We start from the raw sequence: 24746 nt of genomic DNA on the forward strand, positions 1-24746 counted from the left end.
TTCTGGTGTGTTGATAGCCAGCCTCCCGGTTTATGCACCTGCGGCAATCAGTAACTGCGCAATCTCTTCAAAGCCCCGTTCCCGCGCCAGTTCCAGTGGCGTTTTGCCATATTTATCGGTCAGATGCGGGCTGGCACCGTGTTCCAGCAATAACTGCACAATCGCCTGCTGTTTAATACCACCATCATTAAGCACAATCGCTTCCAGTAGCGGCGTCCAGCCTACATGGTTGGTCTGGTTAACGTTAATCTCCGTATGCGCCAAAAGCTCTTTTACAATACTTAAATGGCCTTTTTCACAGGCAGGCGTCAGGCCGACACCGCCAAAACGGGTTACGCAATTAAGATCGGGTTTAGCCGGTAAAATAATTCGTAGTAGCGTTAAATCATCGTTCAGACAGCTAATTAAAAAAGGATTTAAACAGGTATAATCTTGCTTATTAATATCCGCTCCGGCATCAATTAATGCCTGAACGCAAGCATATTGCTGATATAAACTTGCCAGCGTAATTGCCGTTTTCCCCTGACGATCGCAGGTATTAATATCGACACCCAGCGCAAGGCAGGTTTTTACTTTATCGATATCACCCTGTTGTGCAGCCAATAAATAGTCGGCAGGTAGATTTTTTATACTCATTCACATTCCCCTGGTTTTTGTGGCTGTTTTCGATGAATTGAGAATAGCAACGATAATCTGATAAAAGAACCCGCTTAAATTTAATTCGCCGTATCTCGCCTTTTTGTTGAATAATATTCAACAATCTTTTCGCAGTGTGCGGTAGTGCAATATTTGTTTCTTTGACCCGATACCCTTTCACTCAATCAGGTTTTATTTCTCTATAGTCTGCACATGTAAGAGTAGCTTTCGTCCATGTCTAACCAGAGGGGAACAAGATGAACGGACTCACGGCAACGGGTGTCACCGTCGGTATTTGTGCAGGGCTTTGGCAGTTAGTGTCTTCACATGTCGGGCTCTCTCAAGGATGGGAATTATTAGGAACCATTGGCTTCGTCGCCTTTTGCAGTTTTTATGCCGCAGGCGGCGGTAAATCGGGGTTTATCAGAAGTCTGGCGGTTAATTATTCCGGGATGGTGTGGGCGTTTTTCGCCGCGCTGACTGCTGGTTGGCTGGCCTCTGTAAGTGGACTGTCCGCGTTCTGGGCGAGCGTAATTACTACCGTACCCTTCTCGGCGGTAGTGGTCTGGCAAGGGCGTTTCTGGTTACTGTCCTTTATTCCCGGTGGCTTTCTCGGCATGACGCTGTTTTTTGCCAGCGGGATGAACTGGACGGTGACGTTACTGGGTTTTCTGGCGGGTAACTGCGTGGGGATAATTTCAGAATATGGTGGACAAAAATTAAGCGAAGCGACGACTAAACGCGACGGGTATTAAAAGTTATTCAAAAATGATTATCTATCTTTAACCGATACCTCTACAGTCATAGCTGGAGAAATTCATAGTAGATAATGGCGAGAATGGTTTAATGAACTCAATTTTTACCGAAGAGAATCTGTTGGCATTTACTACCGCTGCGCGTTTTGGCAGCTTCAGTAAAGCCGCAGAAGAGTTGGGTTTAACCACTTCCGCCATTAGCTACACCATCAAGCGTATGGAGACGGGGCTGGATGTGGTGCTGTTCACTCGCAGTACCCGCAGCATTGAGTTAACGGAGTCCGGGCGTTATTTTTTCCGCAAAGCTACCGACCTGCTGAATGATTTTTATGCCATCAAACGCAGTATCGATACTATTTCGCAGGGCATAGAAGCGCGTGTGCGCATTTGTATTAATCAGCTGCTTTATACGCCCAAACACACCGCACGCTTGTTACAGGTGCTGAAAAAGCAGTTTCCTACCTGCCAGATTACCGTCACCACCGAAGTGTATAACGGCGTCTGGGATGCGATTATTAATAATCAGGCCAATATCGCCATCGGCGCACCCGATACACTACTGGACGGCGGCGGTATTGATTACACTGAAATTGGCGCGATTCGCTGGGCTTTTGCTATCGCCCCGGATCACCCGTTAGCCTTTGTGCCGGAACCCATCGCCGAAAGCCAACTGCGTCTCTACCCTAATATTATGGTGGAGGACACCGCGCATACGATTAATAAAAAAGTGGGCTGGTTGCTGCACGGGCAGGAGTCAATTCTGGTGCCAGATTTCAACACCAAATGTCAGTGCCAGATTTTAGGTGAAGGAATTGGTTTTTTGCCGGATTACATGGTCCGTGAGGCGATGACGCAATCCCTGCTGGTTACCCGACAAATCCATAATCCGCGCCAGGATTCGCGCATGTTACTGGCGACTCAGCATTCTGCTACGGGTCAGGTGACGCAGTGGATTAAAAAACAATTTGCGCCAAATGGCATATTAACGGGGATCTATCAGGATTTACTGCATCGGGAGAATTAATCGCTGCCAACCTCCCGATGCGCTGTGAATAGCGGTTTACATCAACCACCTGCTTTCATTACCCATTCAGAGATAAATTTATTACCCGGTACTGGCGGAGAGTACAAATAGCCCTGCAAAAAGTGAACGCCTTTACCGATCATTAAATCCGCCTGCTCCTGGGTTTCTACCCCTTCCGCCACGATACTCAGACCAGGCTTACGCGCTAGTTCGACAATATTGTCCACAATATGACCGGAGATTTCGTCGACACTCGCCATTTGCACAAATGACTTATCGATCTTAATAAAATCGACCGGGAACGCCTGCAAGTAACGATAGGTCGCATAACCCGTACCAAAGTCATCCAGCGCAAAGGTAATGTTGTGCTGATGAAGGCTGTCAAATATCGCTCTGGCTTCTGGCGTTACCGGAATAGGGTTACGTTCCGTTAGCTCGAGAACCAGCTTGATTTTATCGTTACCTAATTTCTTAACCAGGTTCAGACACTCTTTTTCAAATCCCGCTGCCAAAAAACAACCCGCCGAGACGTTGATGCCAATATGGAAATTGTCCGGCAGCAAATGTTTTACCGGCATCAGAATATCCGCAGTCTGTTTCATCAGTTGGCGGGTCATTATGACAATAAGACCGGATGACTCCGCCAGAGGAATAAACTGATCCGGTGGGATAATTCCCGTTTGTGGATGTTCCCAGCGGACAAGTACCTCACAGCCCGTCAGTACCCCAGTCTGCGCGCAGAAAACCGGTTGGATCCACGGTTTGAATTCGTGGTTTTCCAACGCCAGACTGATGGCTTCAGGCGTGACGATATGGTGACAACGGTTATCAGGGATATAAAAATTATTTTTATTTCCCGTGCCACTGATGACTTGCGGATGATATTGAAAAAAGATATCCCGCCAGAAGGTAATATCACTCTGGATGCCTAGTTTTTCATACAGCTGCTTCTTTTGATGTGAAATTGTCTTTGCACTGCGATTTCTGTACTGTGAGATTTCTGTAACCGACATTCCCTCCATTAGCAGCTTGAGTAAAAGCCGTTCTTTTTCGGACACGATACCAGGCAACGTCAAATTCACCGTTGCCCCGAACTCTTCCAAAAAAACACTCAAATCATGCGAAGCCATTGAACACACCTTGATTAAATCTTGTGCGCCAGCTAAATCTGCGAGTCTTCACTCTGACTGATAAAGCTGGCTGCAAGAAAATGACACAGAGAGCCGAATTATCTCCCGTTCGGCTCTCTCTCCTTTTACTCATTATTCAGATCAGAATTGCCACTTAATGCCAACCATTGCAGAGGTGTCATTATATCCCCTATCGGCAACCTGAACGCCCACATTCCCCCAGACATTCAGGTTGGCATTTAGCTGTCCTTCCACCCCGGTTTTTATCTCAGCAATATTTCGGGCTCCATCCTGAGTGACGGACACGCCATCCATACTGGTGCTGAAATCCTTACTGTTATGCAGCCAGTTCACTTCTACAAACGGCTGGAACTCGCGGGATTTACCGTCATCCATTTTATGGTGGCTCTTCAGCCAGGTTTTTACGCCAAGTCGGGTTTGAACATTGCCATCACCGTTGCTATGAACGAGGGTTCCGTTGCTTTCGCGGTGCTTATCGGCTTTGACTCCCATCCAGGTAACCTGTGCTTGCGGCTGAACATACCATTCATTACGCGTTCCCTGGCTGCCATTAAATTCAGCTAATTTGTGTTTGTATCCAGCTTCCAGTGAAGCGGTAAATCCTTTTGATTTATAGGATTCACTTTGTAAGTCATCCCCTTTCACTGTGTTATCAAACCAGCTGTACTGCGCCCAACTGTCGAGATACGCGCCATTACGCGACTCGTCATCGGCATACCAGGTGGCATAGAGGCCGGTGCTATATCCGTTCACACTCGCTTTTGCACGATAACCGGTTCGCGAGGAAATGGTTTTGCTGTCGCTGTTGCCATATCCCGCCATGACCCCAACATGCCAGCTGTCGCTGCCGTTTTGGCTCCACTGCGCGACATCGCCTCCCAGTTGCAGAACATAGCGATTGCTTTGGGTTTTCAGCTGGCCGCTGCCATCACGCCATTTATTATGACCACCTTCATGGCGCATCCACATAGTGGTTTGTTTCTGCTCACCCGTCACCATGTCGGTATAGTACGTATTACCCAGACGCTCATGCAGACGCGTGGTGAACATTGTATTCGCTGCTGCAAGGTTCGCAATGTAGCTACCCGCCTCCGGTCGCAGGTCATTATCCACATTCAGATCCGGACCCGGCGTAGGTGTCGGGTTAGGGTTCGGCTCTGGATTCGGGTTTGGCTCCGGATTCGGCATCGGGTCTGGCTCCGGCTGCAGTTCAGGAGAATCACTGCCGCTGGTCAGATACCAGTTACCACTATTTGCCCCTTGTCCACGCGCGAGAGTGTAGTCATACGCCCCCGCAACGATACGACCAGCCTGAACAAATTCGCCCTCAGACTTACCGTCTACATGGATAAGTTCGATACCGTTAAGGGTTTTCGCACCTGTACCGCCAGCGTTATTCACCGTAACGGCAGTCGTGCCGCTAGTATCGCCCTCGACAACCAATTTATCGGTTACTGAGTCATCGCCATTCAGTACCGTATTCATTACTAGTTGACCGTTATTACCGTGGTAGTTCCCCTTCACCACTAACACATTGCCAGCTTGCTGTCCTGACATTCCGGTCATCAGCGTACCGTTGTTGGTCAGATTGCCGCCCAGGGTGTAATTCACAGACGCAGCCGCTCTTTTTTCAGCGCTATTATTCAACGCCAGGGTACCGTTGTTCTCAACGTTTGCGCTACCCAATCCCTGCGCATGACTTACCAGGACATTAGCCGAATTAGCAATGTTCACATTCGCTGTCAGGTTGCTGTTATCGCCCGCGATGTCCAGCGTGCCGCCCTGAATATTCAGCTCTCCGCTCCCCGTTAACGAACCGGTTGAAGTGCCCCCGTTGGTAACCGTCAGACTGCCACCATTTAAGCTCAGCAGTGAATCGGCGCTGCCATTGAGCGTGCCCACGGTCTGGCTGTGACCATTCATATCCAGTTCAGTCTCTGCCGCCAGACGCAGTTCATGGGTATTACCCAACACGTTATCGTTATTCAACAAAAGCGTCCCACTGCGCAGATCGGTAACACCGGTATAGTCGTTGTCTTTGTTAGAAAGCGATACGGTCTGACCCTTCTGGCTGCTGAATGCCAGGTCACCACTGCCGGTAATCTTTGCGCTGAGATCGGCGGCATTCTCGCTTTTACCGTTAGAGCTCAGCACCAGAGCATCGCTGTCGGTAGCGTGTAAATCAAGCTGGGTCAGGCCGTAACCGATATACAGACCGTCATTGTTTACCCCACTCGTCAGACGATAGTCGTAAGTGCCGACGGCCGCTTTTTGCCCATTCTGCTGAATATCACGTTGGGCACTGCTGGAGAGGATTTGCCCATTTTTATCCTGCAATTGCAGATTGCCCGCATCGCCCAGAACTTCCGCACCTTGCGCATCAACCAGCTTAATGGCGCTGTTACCATCATCGACTTCAGTGAGCGATAACGCAGAGTCAATATCACGAGATACTGAGCGGACAACGTCACTGTCAGAAACCTGAATCACACCCTCGCCGCGCAAATCCAGCGTTTTACTAACGTTGACCGTCCCTTCTGTCATCTGTGCACCTGCTGTCAGGGCACCAAAATCAACGGTTCCGCCGGAGAATCCCAAAGTGCTAATGGAGTGAGCGCCCTTACCCACTGTTACCAGGCTTCCCTGACCCGCAGTGATCCCGCCTCTCTGCAGAAACTCAGCATTCTTTTCCAGGTTAAATGTCGTGTTCTGGAACGCCAGTGAACCCTGGAACCAGTCTGTATAAGCAAACTCATCGAAGGAGAATTCGTGATTCCCCATGTTTATTTCAACAATACCTCTACCTTGAAGATCGTTATCAAATACCCAATCTTTATTGGCATTGATTTGCAGTTTGCCATCAACATCCAGGTCCGCACGGCCGATGTTCTTGTCTTCAGAAATAACCGCGACAGCACCAGAAGCGACATCAATATATCCGCTGAATGCATAGTTATTGCCGGTCAGCGCCACTGTCCCACTGTCGATACTTATTGTACCGTTGCCGGAAATCTTATTGGCAAAGGTCATGCTATCGTCAGCCTTCAGGTGTAATTTCCCGCGGTTGTTGATTTCTGCGGTACCTATATTTTGGGTGATCCCTAAAGCGCCATTTTGCTCAATTTTGACTTTACCGCTAAAGGCGGAGTTATCCCCGGTTAAGTAAGTCGTACCATTGAGCGCATTGATATAGCCCAGGCCCTCGCTGTCACTGACAATATCCGCGGAAATAGTCGCGTTTTTATCCGTGTGGTTTAAGGTGATTTTCTTCTCGGATGTCTTTGCCCACACAAACTCAATTTTTTCGGCATCAATAATCCCTGCAGCCTTCGCTGCGCTTCCTTCCTGTGCACCTAACGCTAACTCAGAGTTGGTGCTTAAACTAATAGTCGGCGCAGAGATTTTACCACCTTCCGAAACAGCAAGTGTTGTATCGGAGTTTTGATCATAATAACCCAGGCTAATTTTCTCACTGGCATTAACTTCACCGCCGTTATTAACTGACAGGTACTGATTACCACCGTAACTGCCGTAAACGCCCATAAAGAAGGTTTTAGAATTTACCTGGCTGCCTTCACCACTGACATTTCCCTGCAAATAGGTCAGACGGCTGGTGCCCTTAACATGGATTTTGCCGCCGTTGGAGACATTAAAATAGCCGCGATCGTGTCTCATGCCTGAGTTTGACTCATACAAATCATCAGCATATAACTCGCTGCCAGCATTGGAGACATTCAGGAACCCCGTACCGGTGATGCTGCCAACTTACTGATTTAGTGTATGATGGTGTTTTTGAGGTGCTCCAGTGGCTTCTGTTTCTATCAGCTGTCCCTCCTGTTCAGCTACTGACGGGGTGGTGCGTAACGGCAAAAGCACTGCCGGACATCAGCGCTATCTCTGCTCTCACTGCCGTAAAACATGGCAACTGCAGTTCACTTACACCGCTTCTCAACCCGGTACGCACCAGAAAATCATTGATATGGCCATGAATGGCGTTGGATGCCGGGCAACTGCACGCATTATGGGCGTTGGCCTCAACACGATTTTACGTCACTTAAAAAACTCAGGCCGCAGTCGGTAACCTCGCGCATACAGCCGGGCAGTGACGTCATCGTCTGCGCGGAAATGGACGAACAGTGGGGCTATGTCGGGGCTAAATCGCGCCAGCGCTGGCTGTTTTACGCGTATGACAGTCTCCGGAAGACGGTTGTTGCGCACGTATTCGGTGAACGCACTATGGCGACGCTGGGGCGTCTTATGAGCCTGCTGTCACCCTTTGACGTGGTGATATGGATGACGGATGGCTGGCCGCTGTATGAATCCCGCCTGAAGGGAAAGCTGCACGTAATCAGCAAGCGATATACGCAGCGAATTGAGCGGCATAACCTGAATCTGAGGCAGCACCTGGCACGGCTGGGACGGAAGTCGCTGTCGTTCTCAAAATCGGTGGAGCTGCATGACAAAGTCATCGGGCATTATCTGAACATAAAACACTATCAATAAGTTGGAGTCATTACCCAGCGAGTCAATGATTCCCGCGCCATATGCAGACATGGCGCGGTTTTATGCAAAAACAATCACGCGTCCGGGAACATCACGCTATGGCCCGGCGCTTCACGATGGAGATGAATAAAGTTAAGGTGCCGCTCGTACTGGTCAAGAATATCGGTGATCACCTGCTCTTTGCTGTAGTCCATCAGGTCGTTGCCCTGGCTGCCTTCTAACAGGAAGGTTTCCAGTCGGTAGTAGGTCGATTTACCGATACGTGCGCGGTAGGTAAAGCCCGGCACCGAATATTGCTGCGGCCAAATCTGATAGACAAAGTTTTGCTCTTCGCCCATATGCACCAACAAATCCAGATGCCCCAACTGTTGTCCCTCTTCCGGCGGCAGGCTTTTTAGCTCCACGTACGCGCCGCGCAACCGCAGCTCCTGCGCCACTTCTTCCATTGCCGGGTAACAGACCGTCTCCATCATCTGTTTAGTGTAACGCGTGCCCGGATAATTCATCAGGCGCGATAGACGTTTTTTCCAGCTCAGGCGATCCTGAAGCCCCAGCGGTCGCGGCGCGGTATCGCGGTTGACACTTTCACGGCGGTAATCTTCTACCTTCAGAGATTTATACAACCCCGCCATCACGAAGAAAATCACAAAGCTGAACGGCAGCCCCATGATTACCGTGGTGTTTTGCAGCGCGGATATCCCGTTGGTCATCAGCATGCCGAGCGTCAGCAGACCAATCGCCACCGACCAGAAGACGCGCAGCCAGCCGGGGGCGTCGCTGTTGATATCTTTAAGCTGCGAGGTGAAATTCCCCAGCACCAGCGCACCGGAGTCCGCCGAGGTCACATAAAACAGCAGGCCAGTAATGGTGGCGACGGAGGCGCTAAAGGTAAACGCCGGATACTGCGCCAGCAGGCTGTAGAAGCCGCGCTCCGGATGGACCATCGCTTCCTCGGCAAATGCCGCGCCGCCGTGGATGATTTCATACAGCGCGCTATTGCCGAATACCGAGAGCCATAACAGCGTGAAGGTAAACGGAATAATCAACGTGCCCAGCACGAACTGGCGAATGGTACGCCCACGCGAGATACGCGCCAGGAACAAGCCGACAAACGGCGACCATGCCACCCACCATGCCCAGAAGAAGAGCGTCCAGTTATTCATCCACTCAACCGGACGGTCGAAGGCAAAACTGTTGAGCGTCATGCCCATAAAGCGATTCACATAGTCGCCAACGTTCAGCACCAGCGCATTAAGCAGGAACGAGGTGTCGCCCATAAACAATACGAACAGGATCAATCCCAGCGCCAGCGCAACGTTAAGTTCCGATAACACACGAATGCCCTTATCGACACCGGAGGTGACAGAGATCGTGGCGATTATCACCGACAAGGCGATCAGTGCCGCTTTTGCCGCCATCGAATCGGGAATATCAAACAGTACGCTCAAGCCATAGTTAAGCTGCACCACACCGATACCGAGCGTAGTGGCAATACCGAAGATAGTGCCGATCACCGCTGCAATATCCACTGAGTGACCTATCGGCCCGTTAATCCGTTTACCGAAGATCGGGTACAGCGCCGAGCGGATGGTGAGCGGCAAATTATAACGATAGCTAAAGTATCCGAGCGCCATGCCCATCAGCGCATACATCGACCAGCCGGTTAAGCCGTAGTGAAACAGCGTCCAGACCATCGCCTGACGCGCGGCCTCAATCGTCTGTCCCGCGCCTTCCGGCGGCTGCATATACTGCGTTACCGGTTCGGCTACGGAGAAGAACATCAGGTCGATACCGATCCCGCCAGCAAACAGCATCGCCGCCCAACTCAGCAGGCTGAATTCCGGTTTGGATTGTTCTGGCCCGAGCTTCACCGAACCAAAACGCGAACAAGCGATACAGACCACAAAGACAATATAGAGCGTTGCCGCCAGTAGATAGTACCAACCGAAGGTTTTAGAAACCCAGTCCAGCGTGCGGCCAATCCACAGGGCCGAGAAGTCGCGAAACAGGATCGTTGTCAGGGAAAAGGTCTGTCATCCAGTATCCCCACTGTTATTGTTACCATTTAAAATCAAATTCGTAACAATTACGACACATTTTATATTGAACGTCCAATCAATAACCGCTTTAATAGATAAACAACGCTGATGAATGGAGTGGCGAAAATGCCCAAATTGGGGATGCAGTCGATCCGGCGCAGACAACTGATCGACGCCACACTGGAAGCAATAAATGAAGTGGGCATGCACGATGCAACGATCGCGCAGATCGCCCGCCGTGCAGGCGTTTCTACGGGGATCATCAGCCACTATTTCAGGGACAAAAATGGTCTGCTGGAAGCAACCATGCGCGATATCACCAGTCAGCTGCGTGACGCGGTTTTGAATCGATTACATGCACTTCCGCAGGGCAGTGCAGAGCAGCGATTACAGGCGATTGTTGCCGGAAACTTCGATGAAACTCAGGTGAGCAGTGCGGCGATGAAAGCCTGGCTGGCGTTCTGGGCCAGCAGTATGCATCAGCCGATGCTCTATCGTTTACAGCAGGTCAGCAGCCGCCGCTTGCTGTCGAATCTGGTGAGCGAGTTTCGCCGCGAATTGCCGCGCGAACAGGCACAGGAAGCGGGCTACGGCCTTGCCGCGCTGATTGACGGATTATGGCTGCGCGCGGCACTAAGCGGCAAACCGCTGGATAAACCTCTCGCACACTCGCTGACCCGTCACTTTATTACTCAGCATTTACCCACCGATTAACCGAGGAGACGTGATGTCCCGAATGGCAGAACAGCAGCTTTATATACATGGTGGTTATACCTCCGCCACCAGCGGTCGCACCTTCGAGACCATTAACCCGGCCAACGGTAACGTGCTGGCGACCGTGCAGGCCGCCGGGCGTGAGGATGTCGATCGCGCCGTGAAGAGTGCCCAACAGGGGCAAAAAATCTGGGCGGCGATGACCGCTATGGAGCGCTCGCGTATTCTGCGTCGGGCCGTTGATATTCTGCGTGAACGCAATGACGAACTCGCAAAACTGGAAACCCTCGATACCGGAAAAGCATATTCGGAAACCTCAACCGTCGATATCGTTACCGGTGCGGACGTGCTGGAGTACTACGCCGGGCTGATCCCGGCGCTGGAAGGCAGCCAGATCCCGTTGCGTGAGACGTCATTTGTTTATACCCGCCGCGAACCGCTGGGTGTGGTGGCGGGGATTGGCGCATGGAACTACCCGATTCAGATTGCCCTGTGGAAATCCGCCCCGGCGCTGGCGGCAGGCAACGCAATGATTTTCAAACCGAGCGAAGTCACCCCGCTTACCGCGTTAAAGCTGGCTGAAATTTACAGCGAAGCGGGCCTGCCGGACGGCGTATTTAACGTGTTGCCGGGGGTGGGCGCGGAGACCGGGCAATATCTGACCGAGCATCCGGGCATTGCCAAAGTGTCATTTACCGGCGGTGTCGCCAGCGGCAAAAAAGTGATGGCTAACTCGGCGGCCTCTTCCCTGAAAGAAGTGACCATGGAACTGGGCGGTAAATCACCGCTGATCGTTTTCGATGATGCGGATCTCGATCTCGCCGCCGATATCGCCATGATGGCAAACTTCTTCAGCTCCGGTCAGGTGTGTACCAATGGCACCCGCGTCTTCGTTCCGGCGAAATGCAAAGCCGCATTTGAGCAGAAAATTCTGGCGCGCGTTGAGCGCATTCGCGCGGGCGACGTTTTCGATCCGCAAACTAACTTCGGCCCGCTGGTCAGCTTCCCGCATCGCGATAACGTGCTGCGCTATATCGCCAAAGGCAAAGAGGAAGGCGCGCGCGTACTGTGCGGCGGCGATGTACTGAAAGGCGATGGCTTCGATAACGGCGCATGGGTTGCACCGACCGTGTTCACCGATTGCCGCGACGAAATGACCATCGTGCGCGAAGAGATCTTCGGTCCGGTGATGTCGCTTCTCACTTATGAATCTGAGGACGAAGTGATTCGCCGCGCCAATGATACCGACTACGGCCTGGCGGCGGGCATCGTGACGGCGGACCTGAACCGCGCGCATCGCGTCATTCATCAGCTGGAAGCGGGTATTTGCTGGATCAACACCTGGGGCGAATCCCCGGCAGAGATGCCCGTTGGCGGCTACAAACACTCCGGCATTGGTCGCGAGAACGGCGTGATGACGCTCCAGAGTTACACCCAGGTGAAGTCCATCCAGGTTGAGATGGCTAAATTCCAGTCCATATTCTAACCAGGAGGTTTATTTGCAATTTGACTACATCATTATTGGTGCCGGCTCAGCCGGCAACGTTCTCGCTACCCGTCTGACTGAAGATCCGAATACCTCCGTGCTGCTGCTTGAAGCGGGCGGCCCGGACTATCGCTTTGACTTCCGCACCCAGATGCCCGCAGCGCTGGCGTTCCCACTACAGGGCAAACGCTACAACTGGGCCTATGAAACAGAGCCTGAACCGTTTATGAATAACCGCCGCATGGAGTGCGGACGCGGTAAAGGCCTGGGTGGATCGTCGCTGATCAACGGCATGTGCTACATCCGTGGCAATGCGCTGGATCTCGATAACTGGGCGCAAGAACCCGGTCTGGAGAACTGGAGTTATCTCGACTGCCTGCCCTACTACCGCAAGGCCGAGACTCGCGATGTGGGCGAGAACGACTACCACGGTGGCGATGGCCCGGTGAGCGTCACTACCTCCAAACCCGGCGTCAATCCGCTGTTTGAAGCGATGATTGAAGCGGGCGTGCAGGCGGGCTACCCGCGCACGGACGATCTCAACGGTTATCAGCAGGAAGGTTTTGGTCCGATGGATCGCACCGTCACGCCGCAGGGCCGTCGCGCCAGTACCGCGCGCGGTTATCTCGATCAGGCCAAATCGCGCCCTAACCTGACCATTCGTACTCACGCTATGACCGATCACATCATTTTTGACGGCAAACGCGCGGTGGGCGTCGAATGGCTGGAAGGCGACAGCACCATCCCAACCCGCGCAACGGCCAACAAAGAAGTGCTGTTATGTGCAGGCGCGATTGCCTCACCGCAGATCCTGCAACGCTCCGGCGTCGGCAACGCTGAACTGCTGGCGGAGTTTGATATTCCGCTGGTGCATGAATTACCCGGCGTCGGCGAAAATCTTCAGGATCATCTGGAGATGTATCTGCAATATGAGTGCAAAGAACCGGTTTCCCTCTACCCTGCCCTGCAGTGGTGGAACCAGCCGAAAATCGGTGCGGAGTGGCTGTTTGGCGGCACTGGCGTTGGTGCCAGCAACCACTTTGAAGCAGGCGGATTTATTCGCAGCCGAGAGGAATTTGCGTGGCCGAATATTCAGTACCATTTCCTGCCAGTAGCGATTAACTATAACGGCTCGAATGCGGTGAAGGAGCACGGTTTCCAGTGCCACGTCGGCTCAATGCGCTCGCCAAGCCGTGGGCATGTGCGGATTAAATCCCGCGACCCGCACCAGCATCCGGCAATTCTGTTTAACTACATGTCACACGAGCAGGACTGGCAGGAGTTCCGCGACGCAATTCGCATCACCCGGGAGATCATGCATCAACCGACGCTGGATCAGTATCGTGGCCGCGAAATCAGCCCCGGCACGGAATGTCAGACGGATGAGCAGCTCGATGAGTTCGTGCGTAATCACGCCGAAACCGCCTTCCATCCGTGCGGTACCTGCAAAATGGGTTACGACGAGATGTCCGTGGTTGACGGCGAAGGCCGCGTGCATGGGCTGGAAGGCCTGCGCGTGGTGGATGCGTCAATTATGCCGCAGATTATCACCGGGAATTTGAACGCCACGACAATTATGATTGGCGAGAAAATAGCGGATATGATTCGTGGACAGGAAGCGCTGCCGAGGAGCACGGCGGGATATTTTGTGGCAAATGGGATGCCGGTGAGAGCGAAAAAATGAGTCGTGATGTGAACTAACGCAGGAACCGATCAGATTGAGAGTTACCGTTCCAGAGAGGGGGACCGAATCCTTATATAAACACTGAGGTAACTCTCATGCTTCATATCCAGTATTCATGATGCTGGTTTTTTGCTGATATTTACCCCGAACATTCCTGATACAGACTATTAATACAACCTTATCTGCGGCAGATTTTATTTTCTGGATATATTATGAGTGAACAAATCAAACAGGATATCGATCTGATTGAGATTTTATTTTATCTGAAGAAAAAGATTCGTGTTATCCTTTTTATTATAGCTATCTGTATGGCAATGGTGCTTTTATTTCTGTATGTCAATAAAGATAATATAAAAGTGAGTTACAGCCTAAAAATAAACCAGACAACACCAGGCATACTTGTTAACTGTGATAGCAATAATAACTTTGCCTGTCAGACCACAATGACTGAAGATGTTATACAGCGAATTACTACATTTTTTCACACCAGCCCAGATGTCAAGAACAGAGAAATAAAGCTGGAATGGTCAGGAGATAAGAGAGATTTACCAACTGCTGAAGCGGAAATATCTCGCGTGCAGGCGTCTATTATCAAATGGTATGCGTCAGAATACCATAATGGCAGGCAAGTTCTCGATGAGATACAAATACCTTCAGCAATTAACAGTGAGCTTTATACAAAAATGATATACCTGACCAGGAACTGGTCATTGTATCCGAACGGTGATGGCTGTGTAACTATAAGCTCACCAGAAATAAAAAATAAATACCCTGCTGCCATTTGCCTGGCTCTGGGATTTTTTCTAAGCATTGTAATTTCTGTAATGTTTTGCCTTGTCAAAAAAATGGTAGATGAATACCAACAAAACTCTGGGCAGTAATAAACAGCATTCTGATAGAGAGTGCCTGTATAAAGCTGAAGTGACAATGACCGGGAAGGGAACCCGTTTTCAGGAATGGATGCCTGTCTTTTTCACTGTAAATATCCTGGCATTACTAATGCCAGGATATTTACAGAAGAGCAGCATAACCATGACGGAACGGGGTTAAGTCAGGTTGTCCTTAACGCTATTTTCAACCTCGTATGCCTTCTTCAGGTTTATGTTCAGATCTCATATCTCTCTCAGCAATCCTCAATAATCAGATACACCGCTTTCACCGGACCATGAACCCCGACGACTTTGATAAGCTCAATATCCGCCGTTGAGCTGGGACCACTGATGATGTTAATACATGACGGCATTCGTTCACCGGCCTGCGCTTTCTGATGCAATTTTTCTGCGAGTTGCGCTACACGCGGCAGGATTGTGCTTTTACGCAGGATAAAAAGAGAAGATTCCGGGAGCAGGCTCAATGAACGCCCGCGCTCGACGGCGGAAAAAAGAACCACGCCTCCCGATTCGGTTAAACCATATTCAGCATACACGACACCCACTTTAGCCTGCTCTGCCTGCGAGATATTCTCGGCACCTTTCGCCGGATCCCAAACAACGGCATTGCATTCCTGCTGCAAACGTTCACTAATCCCCAATTCCTCCAGCCTCGTGTCACCGCTAATCACGACCGACTGATCTCCCAGCTCTTTACACAGACGTATTGCAGCTTCTGCCGCCTTCGCCTCGCTGGTCAGCTCACAGCGCGTCAACATAACATCGCTGGCAAACTGAATAAACGCGTCACAGCGCTGCTGTTGGTTAAGTTGGGTAAGCCGCTCGTTAGCATAGTTGTTAAGCGGCGCATCTTCTGCTTGCGGTTCAAGTCGCAGCGGGCGACCCAGTGCCTGAGCAACGTTATTCAAAAATTCGCTCCGATTATCCATTCTTTTTCTCCTGCGCCTGATGTTTCTTAAACCAACTACGGAAACTCTCTCCGTCAGCTTCAGGAAGATCGCGTGCTTCCATCCAGTCGCTAATCGCGCCAAATTTGAGTGGTGTTTTGCCGCCATTGATAAACCAGCTTGCCGCATGAGCGCCGGCCATCATCCCGACTTTCCACAATCCTGGATGACTATTGGCATAAGCGAACATTTTTATCGCCCGTTGCTCTGCTTTTGCGGTGATCCCTTTTTCAGCCATCACCCGACGATGACGCAAAATCAGTTTTGACAGCGGAATACGCACCGGACACACGCTGTCACAAGCAGTGCATAAAGAGCAGGCGTAGGGTAAATCTTTAAAATCTTTATAGCCGCCAAGTAGCGGAGAAATCACCGCACCAATTGGCCCTGGATAAATAGAGCCATATCCATGACCGCCAATATGGCGATATGCCGGACAAGTATTCATACAAGCCCCGCAGCGAATACAGCGCAGCACATCCCGAAATTCAGAGGCCAGCACCTCAGAACGCCCGTTATCGACAATAACCAGATGAAACTCTTCAGGACCATCAACGTGCCCCGCTTCGCGCGGTCCTGTCAGCCAGGTGTTGTATCCCGTCAAACGTGCACCAACGGCACTGCGCGCCAGCATGGTGATCAATACATCTACCTCGGCAAACGTGGGGGCAATACGCTCCATTCCCATCACTGCAATATGCGTTTTAGGCAGCGTGGTACACATTCGCGCATTACCTTCATTGGTCACTAGGCATACCGAACCTGTCTCTGCCACCGCGAAATTACAGCCGGTAATACCTATTTCAGCACTGAGGAAATCTTCGCGGATTTTTTGCCGGATGAATAAGGTCATCGCTTCAGGCGTTTCCGGCCCCTCATAGCCCAGACGTTCGTGTAGCACTCGACGGATCTGATGGCGATCTTTATGAATTGCCGGGACCACAACATGAGATGGCGGATCTTGATCCAGCTGGAGAATATATTCACCCAGATCGGTTTCAATCACCTGAATGCCAGCATCCTGCAACACATGATTGACACCAATCTCTTCGGTCACCATCGATTTAGATTTCACCACCTTCCGGGCATTTTTGCGTTGGGCAACCTGTAAAATGTAGCGGGTAGCGTCTTCTTTGGTTTTTGCAAACCAGACGTGACCGCCGTTTTGCGTCACTTTTTCTGAGAGCTGGTACAGATAAGCGTCGAGATTACTCAGAACATGATCACGTATCTGGGCGGCCCGATCGCGCCACTCCTCCCAGTGCCCCAATTCATCGACCATTTTTTGCCGATTTGCCCCAATACGCTGCTGCGCGTTTGCCACCGCTTTGCGCATGATCGGATCTTCAATTTGCTGACGGATGCGTGTCTTAAAATCTGTATTACTGGTTTTGATCGACATCTTTATATCCTCAGCGGCTCATCAACACTTCAGCAATATGCATCACTTTGACTTTCTGCCCTTCCCGTTGTAATCGCCCACTGATGTTCAGCAGGCAACTCACGTCAGCACCAATTAAATACTCAGGGCGGACTTCCATCAGGTGCACAACCTTTTCTTTCACCATCTCGCCGGATATTTCGGCCATTTTGACCGAGAACGTGCCGCCAAATCCGCAGCAGGTATCCTGTTCAGCAAAGGTCAACAGCTCCAGTCCACGCACATTTTTCAGCAGCGTAAGTGGCTCGTCCTTCACTCCCAGCTTACGGGCCAGGCTACAAGATGGGTGATACACAGCTCTCCCTTGCAAACTGGCACCTACATCGACTACCCCTAATTTATTAACAATAAAAGAGGTGAGATCCTGCATACGCGCGGCAACCTTTTCGGCACGTGATGCCCATTCGGGTTCATCCGCCAGATACGTCGGGTAACTTTTTACGGCATAGGTGCAAGAGCCAGCCGGTGAAATAATGGGATCGTCGTTATCCTCCAGTGCGGCGATCAGATTTTTCATCCCTGGAATCGCTTCTTTGATATAACCGCTATTGATCGCAGGCTGACCGCAGCATCCCTGTTTCTCCGGGAAATTTACGCGACAGCCGAGTTTTTCCAGTAGCAGCACGGAGTCTCGTGCCATTCTTGATTTCAGGGCGTCACCAATACAGGTGACAAAGAAATTGACATTCACAACTAATACTCCATTACTTCATGCCCATTTATGCCCGATGGTTCCCCTCCTTCCGGGGGATCAATCATCAATAAATATGGCGTTCTTTTTTAATTGGCTAGCAACATACCACCCCTCATTTGTGTGACAAATGATAATCTTTCATCCAAACTTCAAATGCAATAACTAATTTTATTTCTTTCGGCATCGCTCACATTTTATGGGGAAATCGACGTTCATTTTTGGCATAAGAAATCCATTTAAAAAGGCTACATCCCTTATACCTATTCAGAGCTACTTATTCAGGGGTTATTGAGATATACACTGATGGTGTACAAAAAAATCACCGACAATAATCACGTATCAAGTAATAGTCGGGGTTTTATTTAATTGAAGCAATTTAGTTTGCATTTTTATTTAAAAACTGAGCTAGAGTCCATCAGAAAAAAATATATAAAGCCCAAACCACCGTTGGAAATAGAAATAGTTGAAAGGCTCACAACTCCCGGAATGCGGATTATCTTTGCCCTGATTTCTGGCGGTTTTATTCAGGGTGCAAGCTGTCTGACCCTTTCCCGATATTCTCCCGGAGTACAACCAAACTCGCGGACAAACGCCTTGTGAAAAGATGATTCACTGGCATAGCCTACTGACTCAGCGATCACCACAACAGGGAGCATTTCCCGGGAAAACATCTGGGCCGCTATTTGTAGACGCAACTTTGTTAATACAGCCAGCGGCGTGGTTCCGGAAACATCACGGAAAAGCTGGGCAAAACTTGCCCGAGACATGTGGGCGATGCTGGCCAGCGATTCGACGGTCCAGGCGTGTCCTGGCATTTCCAGCATTTGCTGTATTACCGCACCAAGACGTGGATGCAGAAGCAAACTGAGAATGTTTTTCTCTGTATTAACCTGTGCAATCCACTCACGCACCGCGAGGGTAAAGAATGTAGCGCAGATCTGGCTACACAGTGCATCCACTCCCGGCATCGCCGATCTGGATTCCTGTTGTAAAAACGGGATCGCCTCCCTCAGCCAGTTATATTCCACGCTGTGGTTAACCGGTGCTAAAAACAGCGTTTCCGGCAAAGACGTTAAAAAATAACGCGCCGAATGTTGCAACCGAAGAGTGCCGCAGACAATACAGGTCGATTCATTATCGACATGACTCAGGCGATGAGCTGAATTTTGTGGTAGCAGGACCACATTTCCCGGGCGTAATGTAAAAATCTCTCCCGTCGGCATTTCCAGCTTCGCCGCTCCTTGCGTTAACGCATGCCAACGAATAACCGATAATTCCCCGGCACCATGTTGAAGCTGCCAGTCACTTCCTAACACGCAATTCTTATCGATCGTTCCTTGTGGAGCGTTAAGCATCAACAAACGGCTAAGGGCATCCATATCAGACTCCTGAGTGGTTTTTGATTACAAACACCAACAATCTTAGTAAATAACTAATCTAATACCATCAAATGGTTAATCATGATTTTTGTTTTGTGATTCTGATTAAGAAAAAGAAAATACCAGACGATAAGACAAAATATCAAGCGTTGTGAAGAAATGGTATTTGCTCTTTTGCGTCTATAGTCATGATGTCAAATGAACGTGTTTCGACAGGAAATCATCATGAATAAATATCAGGCAGTTATTATTGGTTTTGGCAAGGCTGGAAAAACATTAGCCGTCACGCTGGCAAAAGCAGGTTGGCGAGTGGCTCTCATCGAACAATCAAATGCAATGTATGGCGGGACCTGTATTAATATCGGCTGCATCCCAACCAAAACATTGGTTCATGACGCACAGCAGCACACAGATTTTGTCCGTGCCATACAGCGTAAAAATGAAGTGGTTAATTTTTTACGTAATAAGAATTTTCATAATCTTGCGGATATGCCCAATATCGACGTGATCGACGGCCAGGCGGAGTTTATCAATAATCATAGCCTGCGTGTTCATCGGCCTGAGGGAAATCTGGAAATTCATGGCGAGAAAATTTTTATTAATACCGGTGCACAAACCGTGGTTCCGCCAATTCCTGGAATTACCACCACGCCTGGTGTATATGACAGCACCGGATTACTTAATCTAAAAGAATTGCCTGGGCATTTAGGTATTTTGGGCGGCGGATATATTGGCGTTGAGTTCGCCTCTATGTTCGCTAATTTTGGCAGCAAGGTAACCATTTTAGAAGCAGCTTCGCTGTTTTTGCCTCGGGAAGATCGGGATATTGCTGATAATATCGCGACGATTTTACGCGATCAGGGCGTCGATATTATCCTCAATGCCCATGTGGAGCGAATCAGTCACCATGAAAATCAAGTGCAAGTGCATAGCGAGCACGCCCAACTGGCGGTGGATGCACTGTTAATAGCTTCCGGTCGTCAACCGGCTACCGCTTCGTTACATCCAGAAAATGCCGGTATCGCAGTAAACGAGCGCGGGGCAATTGTCGTTGACAAGCAATTACATACCACCGCAGACAATATTTGGGCGATGGGAGATGTTACCGGCGGGCTGCAATTTACTTATATTTCACTGGATGATTACCGCATTGTGCGTGATGAGTTGCTGGGAGAAGGCAGACGTAGTACTGATGATCGGAAAAATGTGCCTTATTCCGTATTCATGACACCGCCACTGTCCAGGGTTGGTATGACAGAAGAACAGGCCAGAGAGAGTGGTGCTGATATTCAGGTGGTGACATTGCCTGTAGCTGCAATTCCGCGTGCCAGAGTGATGAATGATACTCGTGGGGTATTAAAAGCGATTGTTGATAATAAAACCCAACGTATATTAGGGGCATCACTGCTGTGTGTTGACTCCCACGAGATGATCAATATAGTGAAAATGGTGATGGATGCCGGGCTGCCTTATAGCATATTACGCGATCAGATATTTACTCATCCGTCGATGAGCGAATCACTCAATGATCTATTTTCATTAGTCAAATAAACTCAAAATCAGACGCCAGAACAAATATTCTGGCGTCTCAGAGAAAAGAATCTTATTAATTCTCTGTTACTCTATAACTTCTTAATCACTTCATTGATGGTATTTTATATGTTTAAAAAATCTGTTTTATTTGCAACACTATTATCTGGCGTTATGGAATTTTCCACCAATGCAGATGATAAAATAATTCTGAAACATATCAGCGTCTCGTCAGTATCAGCATCACCGACAGTTCTGGAGGATACCATTGCTGATATAGCCAGAAAATATAATGCTTCATCCTGGAAAGTCACATCGATGCGAATTGATAATAATTCAACCGCAACAGCAGTATTGTATAAATAAGGATGTTCACAATGGAAAAATACCTGCACCTGTTAAGTCGGGGAGATAAAATTGGCCTGTCATTGATTCGTCTGAGTATTGCGATTGTTTTTATGTGGATTGGGTTATTAAAGTTTGTCCCTTACGAGGCAGACAGCATTACACCATTCGTCGCAAACAGTCCACTAATGTCGTTCTTTTATGAACACCCGGAAGACTATAAACAGTATCTGACTCACGAAGGCGAATACAAACCAGAAGCAAGGGCATGGCAATCGGCCAATAATACCTATGGTTTTTCCAACGGTCTTGGCGTCGTGGAGGTGATTATTGCTCTGCTGGTTTTGGCTAATCCTGTCAATCGCTGGTTAGGTTTATTGGGAGGACTGATGGCATATACCACGCCGCTGGTAACACTCTCATTTTTAATCACCACCCCGGAGGCATGGGTACCCGCATTGGGTGACGCTCATCATGGTTTCCCTTATTTATCCGGTGCTGGTCGCTTGGTATTGAAAGATACTCTGATGCTGGCAGGTGCTGTCATGATAATGGCAGATTCGGCGCGGGAAATTCTTAAACAACGCAGTAATGAATCCAGTTCAACGTTAAAAACTGAATATTGATAATCCGAACACTGTCTGTTGTTCACTTTTTCAGGCGTCAGGCCCCCTTTCTGATGATGAAGCCTGACGCCATATTACCGGAGATATGACAGAGTGAAGATCAATATCACTCCCCTGTTAAAAGATTCTTGTCGTCTCAGGTAAAATATATGATTAATATCAATCATGTATTTTTACAGCAAGACAACCACGAACAAATTCAGGATTAAAATGTTTTACCGACTCCCCAACATAACCCAAATCAAGCGAACTAATTTGTGCCATTTCTTTCTCTGTCAGTGAGAAATCCCAGATAGCAAAATTTTCTTCGATACGCTGTTGATGTGTCGATTTCGGAATAACGACCACTCCCCGTTGAATATTCCAACGCAGAATGACTTGAGAAATCGATTTTTGATGGGCATCTGCAATACTCTGAAGCAGATTATTTTCAAAGGGTTTATGTCGTCCACCACCTAACGGAGCCCATGCTTCAGGCTGCACGTTATAATACTTCATGGTTGCCAGCGCCTCTGGTTGGGCAAAATAGGGATGCAACTCGACCTGGTTGACCATCGGTTTAACTCTTACCGTTTCACAAAAGTTCGCCAGAACATGAGGATAGAAATTGGAAACCCCAATTGCTTTTAATTTGCCCTCTTCATAGGCATCTTCGAGTGCACGCCACACACTGAAATAATCGCGCATAGCCTGGTGCAATAAATAGAGGTCGAAGTACTCTAGTCCCGATTTTTTTAATGATGCTTCAATACCTGCTGCTGCCGTATCCTGATTCAACATATCCTGCCCCCACAATTTAGACGTTATAAATAACTCATCTCGGGTACATAAACCTTCAGATATAGCTTCACGAACGGCTTCACCGACGGCATCTTCATTACCGTATACCGCTGCAGTGTCGATGAGTCGATAACCCGTGCGGATAGCGTTCAACACTGACTGTTTGCACACGTTTTTATCGGTAACCTGAAAAACACCAAATCCCATCATCGGCATTTTCAGATTGTTACTTAATACGGAAAATTCCACTGTCAGTCCCTCCATTAGGCATGAACAATGAGTCTACGTTAAAACATAACCTCAAATTAGTATGTGGATTTTGATATCACTTATGCAAAAAATTCATTAATAATGTAGGACTGAAACCTCTCTATTTTCGGGGACAACGAAGCAGACGCTACCAGTGCTTTTGCCTTCGACCTTGCTGTTTTTGATACACTTAGGGCCCTGGGCATAACGAAAATGTGCGATATCACGAAGAATTAATGGAGAATGTGATGGATTTGCCCCTATATTTCCAGACATCTGTTATCACTTAACCCATTACAAGCCCGCTGCCGCAGATATTCCCGTGGCGAGCGATAACCCAGCGCACTATGCGGATGCCATTCGTTATAATGCTCGAACGCCTCTGCAAGGTTCTTTGCTGCCGTTAACCCGTCTGGTTTGGGCATGATACTGATGTAGTCACGCTTTATCGTTTTCACGAAGCTCTCTGCTATTCCGTTACTCTCCGGACTCCGCACCGCCGTGTTCTTCGGTTCAAGTCCCAACATCCGGGCGAACTGGCGTGTTTCATTAGCCCGGTAGCATGAACCATTATCCGTCAGCCACTCCACTGGAGACGACGGAAGATCGTTGCCGAAGCGGCGTTCCACCGCTCCCAGCATGACGTCCTGTACTGTTTCACTGTTGAAGCCGCCGGTAGTCACCGCCCAGTGCAGTGCCTCACGATCACAGCAGTCCAGCGCGAACGTGACACGCAGTCTCTCTCCGTTATCACAGCAGAACTCGAACCCGTCAGAGCACCATCGCTGATTGCTTTCTTTCACGGCCACTCTGCCTGTATGTGCCCGTTTCGATGGCGGTACAGCAGGTTTTCGCTCAAGCAACAGCGCATTCTGGCGCATGATCCGGTAAACACGTTTGGCATTGATCGCAGGCATACCATCAAGTTCTGCCTGTCTGCGAAGCAGCGCCCATACCCGACGATAACCATACGTGGGCAGCTCTCCGATAACATGGTGTATACGGAGAAGCACATCCGTATCATCAGTGTGACGACTGCGGCGGCCATCCATCCAGTCATCGGTTCGTCTGAGAATGACGTGCAACTGCGCACGCGACACCCGGAGACAACGGCTGACTAAGCTTACTCCCCATCCCCGGGCAATAAGGGCGCGTGCGCTATCCACTTTTTTGCCCGTCCATATTCAACGGCTTCTTTGAGGAGTTCATTTTCCATCGTTTTCTTGCCGAGCAGGCGCTGGAGTTCTTTAATCTGCTTCATGGCGGCAGCAAGTTCAGAGGCAGGAACAACCTGTTCTCCGGCGGCGACAGCAGTAAGACTTCCTTCCTGGTATTGCTTACGCCAGAGAAATAACTGGCTGGCTGCTACACCATGTTGCCGGGCAACGAGGGAGACCGTCATCCCCGGTTCAAAGCTCTGCTGAACAATTGCGATCTTTTCCTGTGTGGTACGCCGTCTGCGTTTCTCCGGCCCTAAGACATCAATCATCTGTACTCCAATGACTAGTCTAAAAACTAGTATTAAGACTATCACTTATTTAAGTGATACTGGTTGTCTGGAGATTCAGGGGGCCAGTCTACTGTGTTTCTGTTAGCCATTGTCCGGCGGCTTTTTGCTGGGTAATGCTTGCCTGCACCTCTCTGGCTGATCTTTGCCAATATTTAGAAGTTAAGAGGAGGTCGTCCGCTAAATCTTCCAGACGACTACCGATCTGTGCGTCGGTATAGCCCTTTTTCACCATTCCGTTGACAGCTTTTGAAATTAAACCAGCAGAGTTATTGGCAAAGTCTTTCAAATCCTTTTTAGTTAAGAATCCTTCATTCATTAAAGTGTGAGGTAGCCTGAGTTTAACGGACACTCCTTCCTGAAATA

General features: G+C 49.4%; 19 protein-coding genes and 2 pseudogenes. 10 read left to right on the plus strand and 11 right to left on the minus strand.

Annotation, left to right across the window (positions count from 1 at the left end):
* Nucleotides 1-30 precede the first annotated feature (30 nt).
* A complete protein-coding gene (locus C1P89_RS14045) occupies nucleotides 31-636 on the minus strand; it encodes an ankyrin repeat domain-containing protein (RefSeq protein WP_000023648.1) in 606 nt (201 codons plus the stop codon).
* A 257-nt stretch (nucleotides 637-893) separates the two neighbouring features.
* On the opposite strand from C1P89_RS14045, the gene C1P89_RS14050 reads away from it, so the two are divergent.
* Entirely contained in the window at nucleotides 894-1391 is a 498-nt protein-coding gene (locus tag C1P89_RS14050; protein ID WP_001013890.1) for a DUF1097 domain-containing protein, read from the plus strand.
* Between the two features lie 91 nt (nucleotides 1392-1482).
* Nucleotides 1483-2415 carry a LysR substrate-binding domain-containing protein gene (locus C1P89_RS14055; RefSeq protein ID WP_001084399.1) on the plus strand — a complete coding sequence of 311 codons (933 nt, stop codon included), beginning with the start codon at nucleotides 1483-1485 and terminating at the stop codon, nucleotides 2413-2415.
* A 41-nt stretch (nucleotides 2416-2456) separates the two neighbouring features.
* Here the strand turns inward: C1P89_RS14055 and C1P89_RS14060 are convergent, their stop codons facing one another.
* Complete coding sequence (locus C1P89_RS14060; protein ID WP_000146391.1) at nucleotides 2457-3545, minus strand: EAL domain-containing protein; 1089 nt, start codon at nucleotides 3543-3545, stop codon at nucleotides 2457-2459.
* A 141-nt stretch (nucleotides 3546-3686) separates the two neighbouring features.
* Nucleotides 3687-7322, minus strand: a pseudogene (gene ehaA / locus C1P89_RS14065) (autotransporter adhesin EhaA); the annotation flags it as partial.
* Between the two features lie 49 nt (nucleotides 7323-7371).
* Between ehaA and C1P89_RS14070 the strand changes: the two are divergent.
* A protein-coding gene (locus C1P89_RS14070) for an IS1-like element IS1A family transposase (RefSeq protein WP_094096600.1) occupies nucleotides 7372-8069 on the plus strand; the annotation gives its coding sequence in 2 pieces (ribosomal slippage) (nucleotides 7372-7621 and nucleotides 7621-8069; 699 coding nt in all).
* A 74-nt stretch (nucleotides 8070-8143) separates the two neighbouring features.
* Here C1P89_RS14070 and betT read toward each other — a convergent pair.
* Nucleotides 8144-10096 (minus strand): annotated as a pseudogene (gene betT, locus C1P89_RS14075) (choline BCCT transporter BetT); the annotation flags it as partial.
* Between the two features lie 138 nt (nucleotides 10097-10234).
* On the opposite strand from betT, the gene betI reads away from it, so the two are divergent.
* The 4 genes from betI to ykgH all read left to right on the plus strand — a co-directional run bounded on the left by betI (nucleotide 10235) and on the right by ykgH (nucleotide 14873).
* The gene (gene betI / locus C1P89_RS14080; protein WP_001299022.1) at nucleotides 10235-10822 is read left to right on the plus strand and encodes a transcriptional regulator BetI; all 588 of its coding nucleotides are present in this window, start codon (nucleotides 10235-10237) and stop codon (nucleotides 10820-10822) included.
* 13 nt (nucleotides 10823-10835) lie between these two features.
* On the plus strand, nucleotides 10836-12308 hold the full coding sequence (gene betB / locus C1P89_RS14085; protein WP_000089075.1) for a betaine-aldehyde dehydrogenase: 1473 nt from the start codon (nucleotides 10836-10838) through the stop codon (nucleotides 12306-12308).
* Between the two features lie 13 nt (nucleotides 12309-12321).
* Entirely contained in the window at nucleotides 12322-13992 is a 1671-nt protein-coding gene (gene betA / locus C1P89_RS14090) for a choline dehydrogenase (RefSeq protein ID WP_001159107.1), read from the plus strand.
* A gap of 212 nt (nucleotides 13993-14204) precedes the next feature.
* Nucleotides 14205-14873, plus strand: a complete 669-nt coding sequence (gene ykgH / locus C1P89_RS14095; protein WP_000003137.1) for a protein YkgH — start codon at nucleotides 14205-14207, stop codon at nucleotides 14871-14873.
* A 242-nt stretch (nucleotides 14874-15115) separates the two neighbouring features.
* On the opposite strand, the gene C1P89_RS14100 is transcribed toward ykgH, so the two are convergent.
* The 4 genes from C1P89_RS14100 to rclR all read right to left on the minus strand — a co-directional run bounded on the left by C1P89_RS14100 (nucleotide 15116) and on the right by rclR (nucleotide 19343).
* Nucleotides 15116-15811, minus strand: coding sequence for a LutC/YkgG family protein (locus C1P89_RS14100; RefSeq protein ID WP_000370405.1), 696 nt, complete (start codon nucleotides 15809-15811; stop codon nucleotides 15116-15118).
* Complete coding sequence (locus C1P89_RS14105; protein ID WP_000023907.1) at nucleotides 15804-17231, minus strand: LutB/LldF family L-lactate oxidation iron-sulfur protein; 1428 nt, start codon at nucleotides 17229-17231, stop codon at nucleotides 15804-15806. The genes C1P89_RS14100 and C1P89_RS14105 overlap by 8 nt, the downstream gene beginning before the upstream one ends.
* Nucleotides 17232-17241: 10 nt before the next feature.
* Nucleotides 17242-17961, minus strand: coding sequence for a (Fe-S)-binding protein (locus tag C1P89_RS14110; protein ID WP_001102119.1), 720 nt, complete (start codon nucleotides 17959-17961; stop codon nucleotides 17242-17244).
* Nucleotides 17962-18488: 527 nt separating this feature from the next.
* Nucleotides 18489-19343 carry a reactive chlorine-specific transcriptional regulator RclR gene (gene rclR, locus C1P89_RS14115; protein WP_000339611.1) on the minus strand — a complete coding sequence of 285 codons (855 nt, stop codon included), beginning with the start codon at nucleotides 19341-19343 and terminating at the stop codon, nucleotides 18489-18491.
* A gap of 225 nt (nucleotides 19344-19568) precedes the next feature.
* On the opposite strand from rclR, the gene rclA reads away from it, so the two are divergent.
* The 3 genes from rclA to rclC all read left to right on the plus strand — a co-directional run bounded on the left by rclA (nucleotide 19569) and on the right by rclC (nucleotide 21844).
* Complete coding sequence (rclA, locus tag C1P89_RS14120; RefSeq protein WP_001046304.1) at nucleotides 19569-20894, plus strand: reactive chlorine resistance oxidoreductase RclA; 1326 nt, start codon at nucleotides 19569-19571, stop codon at nucleotides 20892-20894.
* 108 nt (nucleotides 20895-21002) lie between these two features.
* Complete coding sequence (gene rclB / locus C1P89_RS14125; protein WP_000474092.1) at nucleotides 21003-21239, plus strand: reactive chlorine resistance periplasmic protein RclB; 237 nt, start codon at nucleotides 21003-21005, stop codon at nucleotides 21237-21239.
* Nucleotides 21240-21250: 11 nt separating this feature from the next.
* Nucleotides 21251-21844: a reactive chlorine species resistance protein RclC gene (gene rclC, locus C1P89_RS14130; RefSeq protein ID WP_005140940.1), complete on the plus strand. Its 594-nt coding sequence runs from the start codon at nucleotides 21251-21253 to the stop codon at nucleotides 21842-21844.
* A 159-nt stretch (nucleotides 21845-22003) separates the two neighbouring features.
* Here the strand turns inward: rclC and C1P89_RS14135 are convergent, their stop codons facing one another.
* The 3 genes from C1P89_RS14135 to C1P89_RS14145 all read right to left on the minus strand — a co-directional run bounded on the left by C1P89_RS14135 (nucleotide 22004) and on the right by C1P89_RS14145 (nucleotide 24732).
* Entirely contained in the window at nucleotides 22004-22873 is an 870-nt protein-coding gene (locus tag C1P89_RS14135) for an aldo/keto reductase (RefSeq protein WP_005140939.1), read from the minus strand.
* A gap of 260 nt (nucleotides 22874-23133) precedes the next feature.
* Nucleotides 23134-24362 (minus strand): IS3-like element IS2 family transposase gene (locus C1P89_RS14140; RefSeq protein ID WP_088895425.1). Its coding sequence is split into 2 segments (ribosomal slippage): nucleotides 23134-24047 and nucleotides 24047-24362, totalling 1230 coding nucleotides; the frame shifts between segments, so codons are not numbered across the junction.
* Nucleotides 24363-24450: 88 nt separating this feature from the next.
* On the minus strand, nucleotides 24451-24732 hold the full coding sequence (locus tag C1P89_RS14145) for a hypothetical protein (RefSeq protein ID WP_014333975.1): 282 nt from the start codon (nucleotides 24730-24732) through the stop codon (nucleotides 24451-24453).
* Between the last annotated feature and the right edge of the window lie 14 nt (nucleotides 24733-24746).

It is taken from the genome of Shigella sonnei (assembly GCF_002950395.1).
Lineage (GTDB): Bacteria > Pseudomonadota > Gammaproteobacteria > Enterobacterales > Enterobacteriaceae > ECMA0423.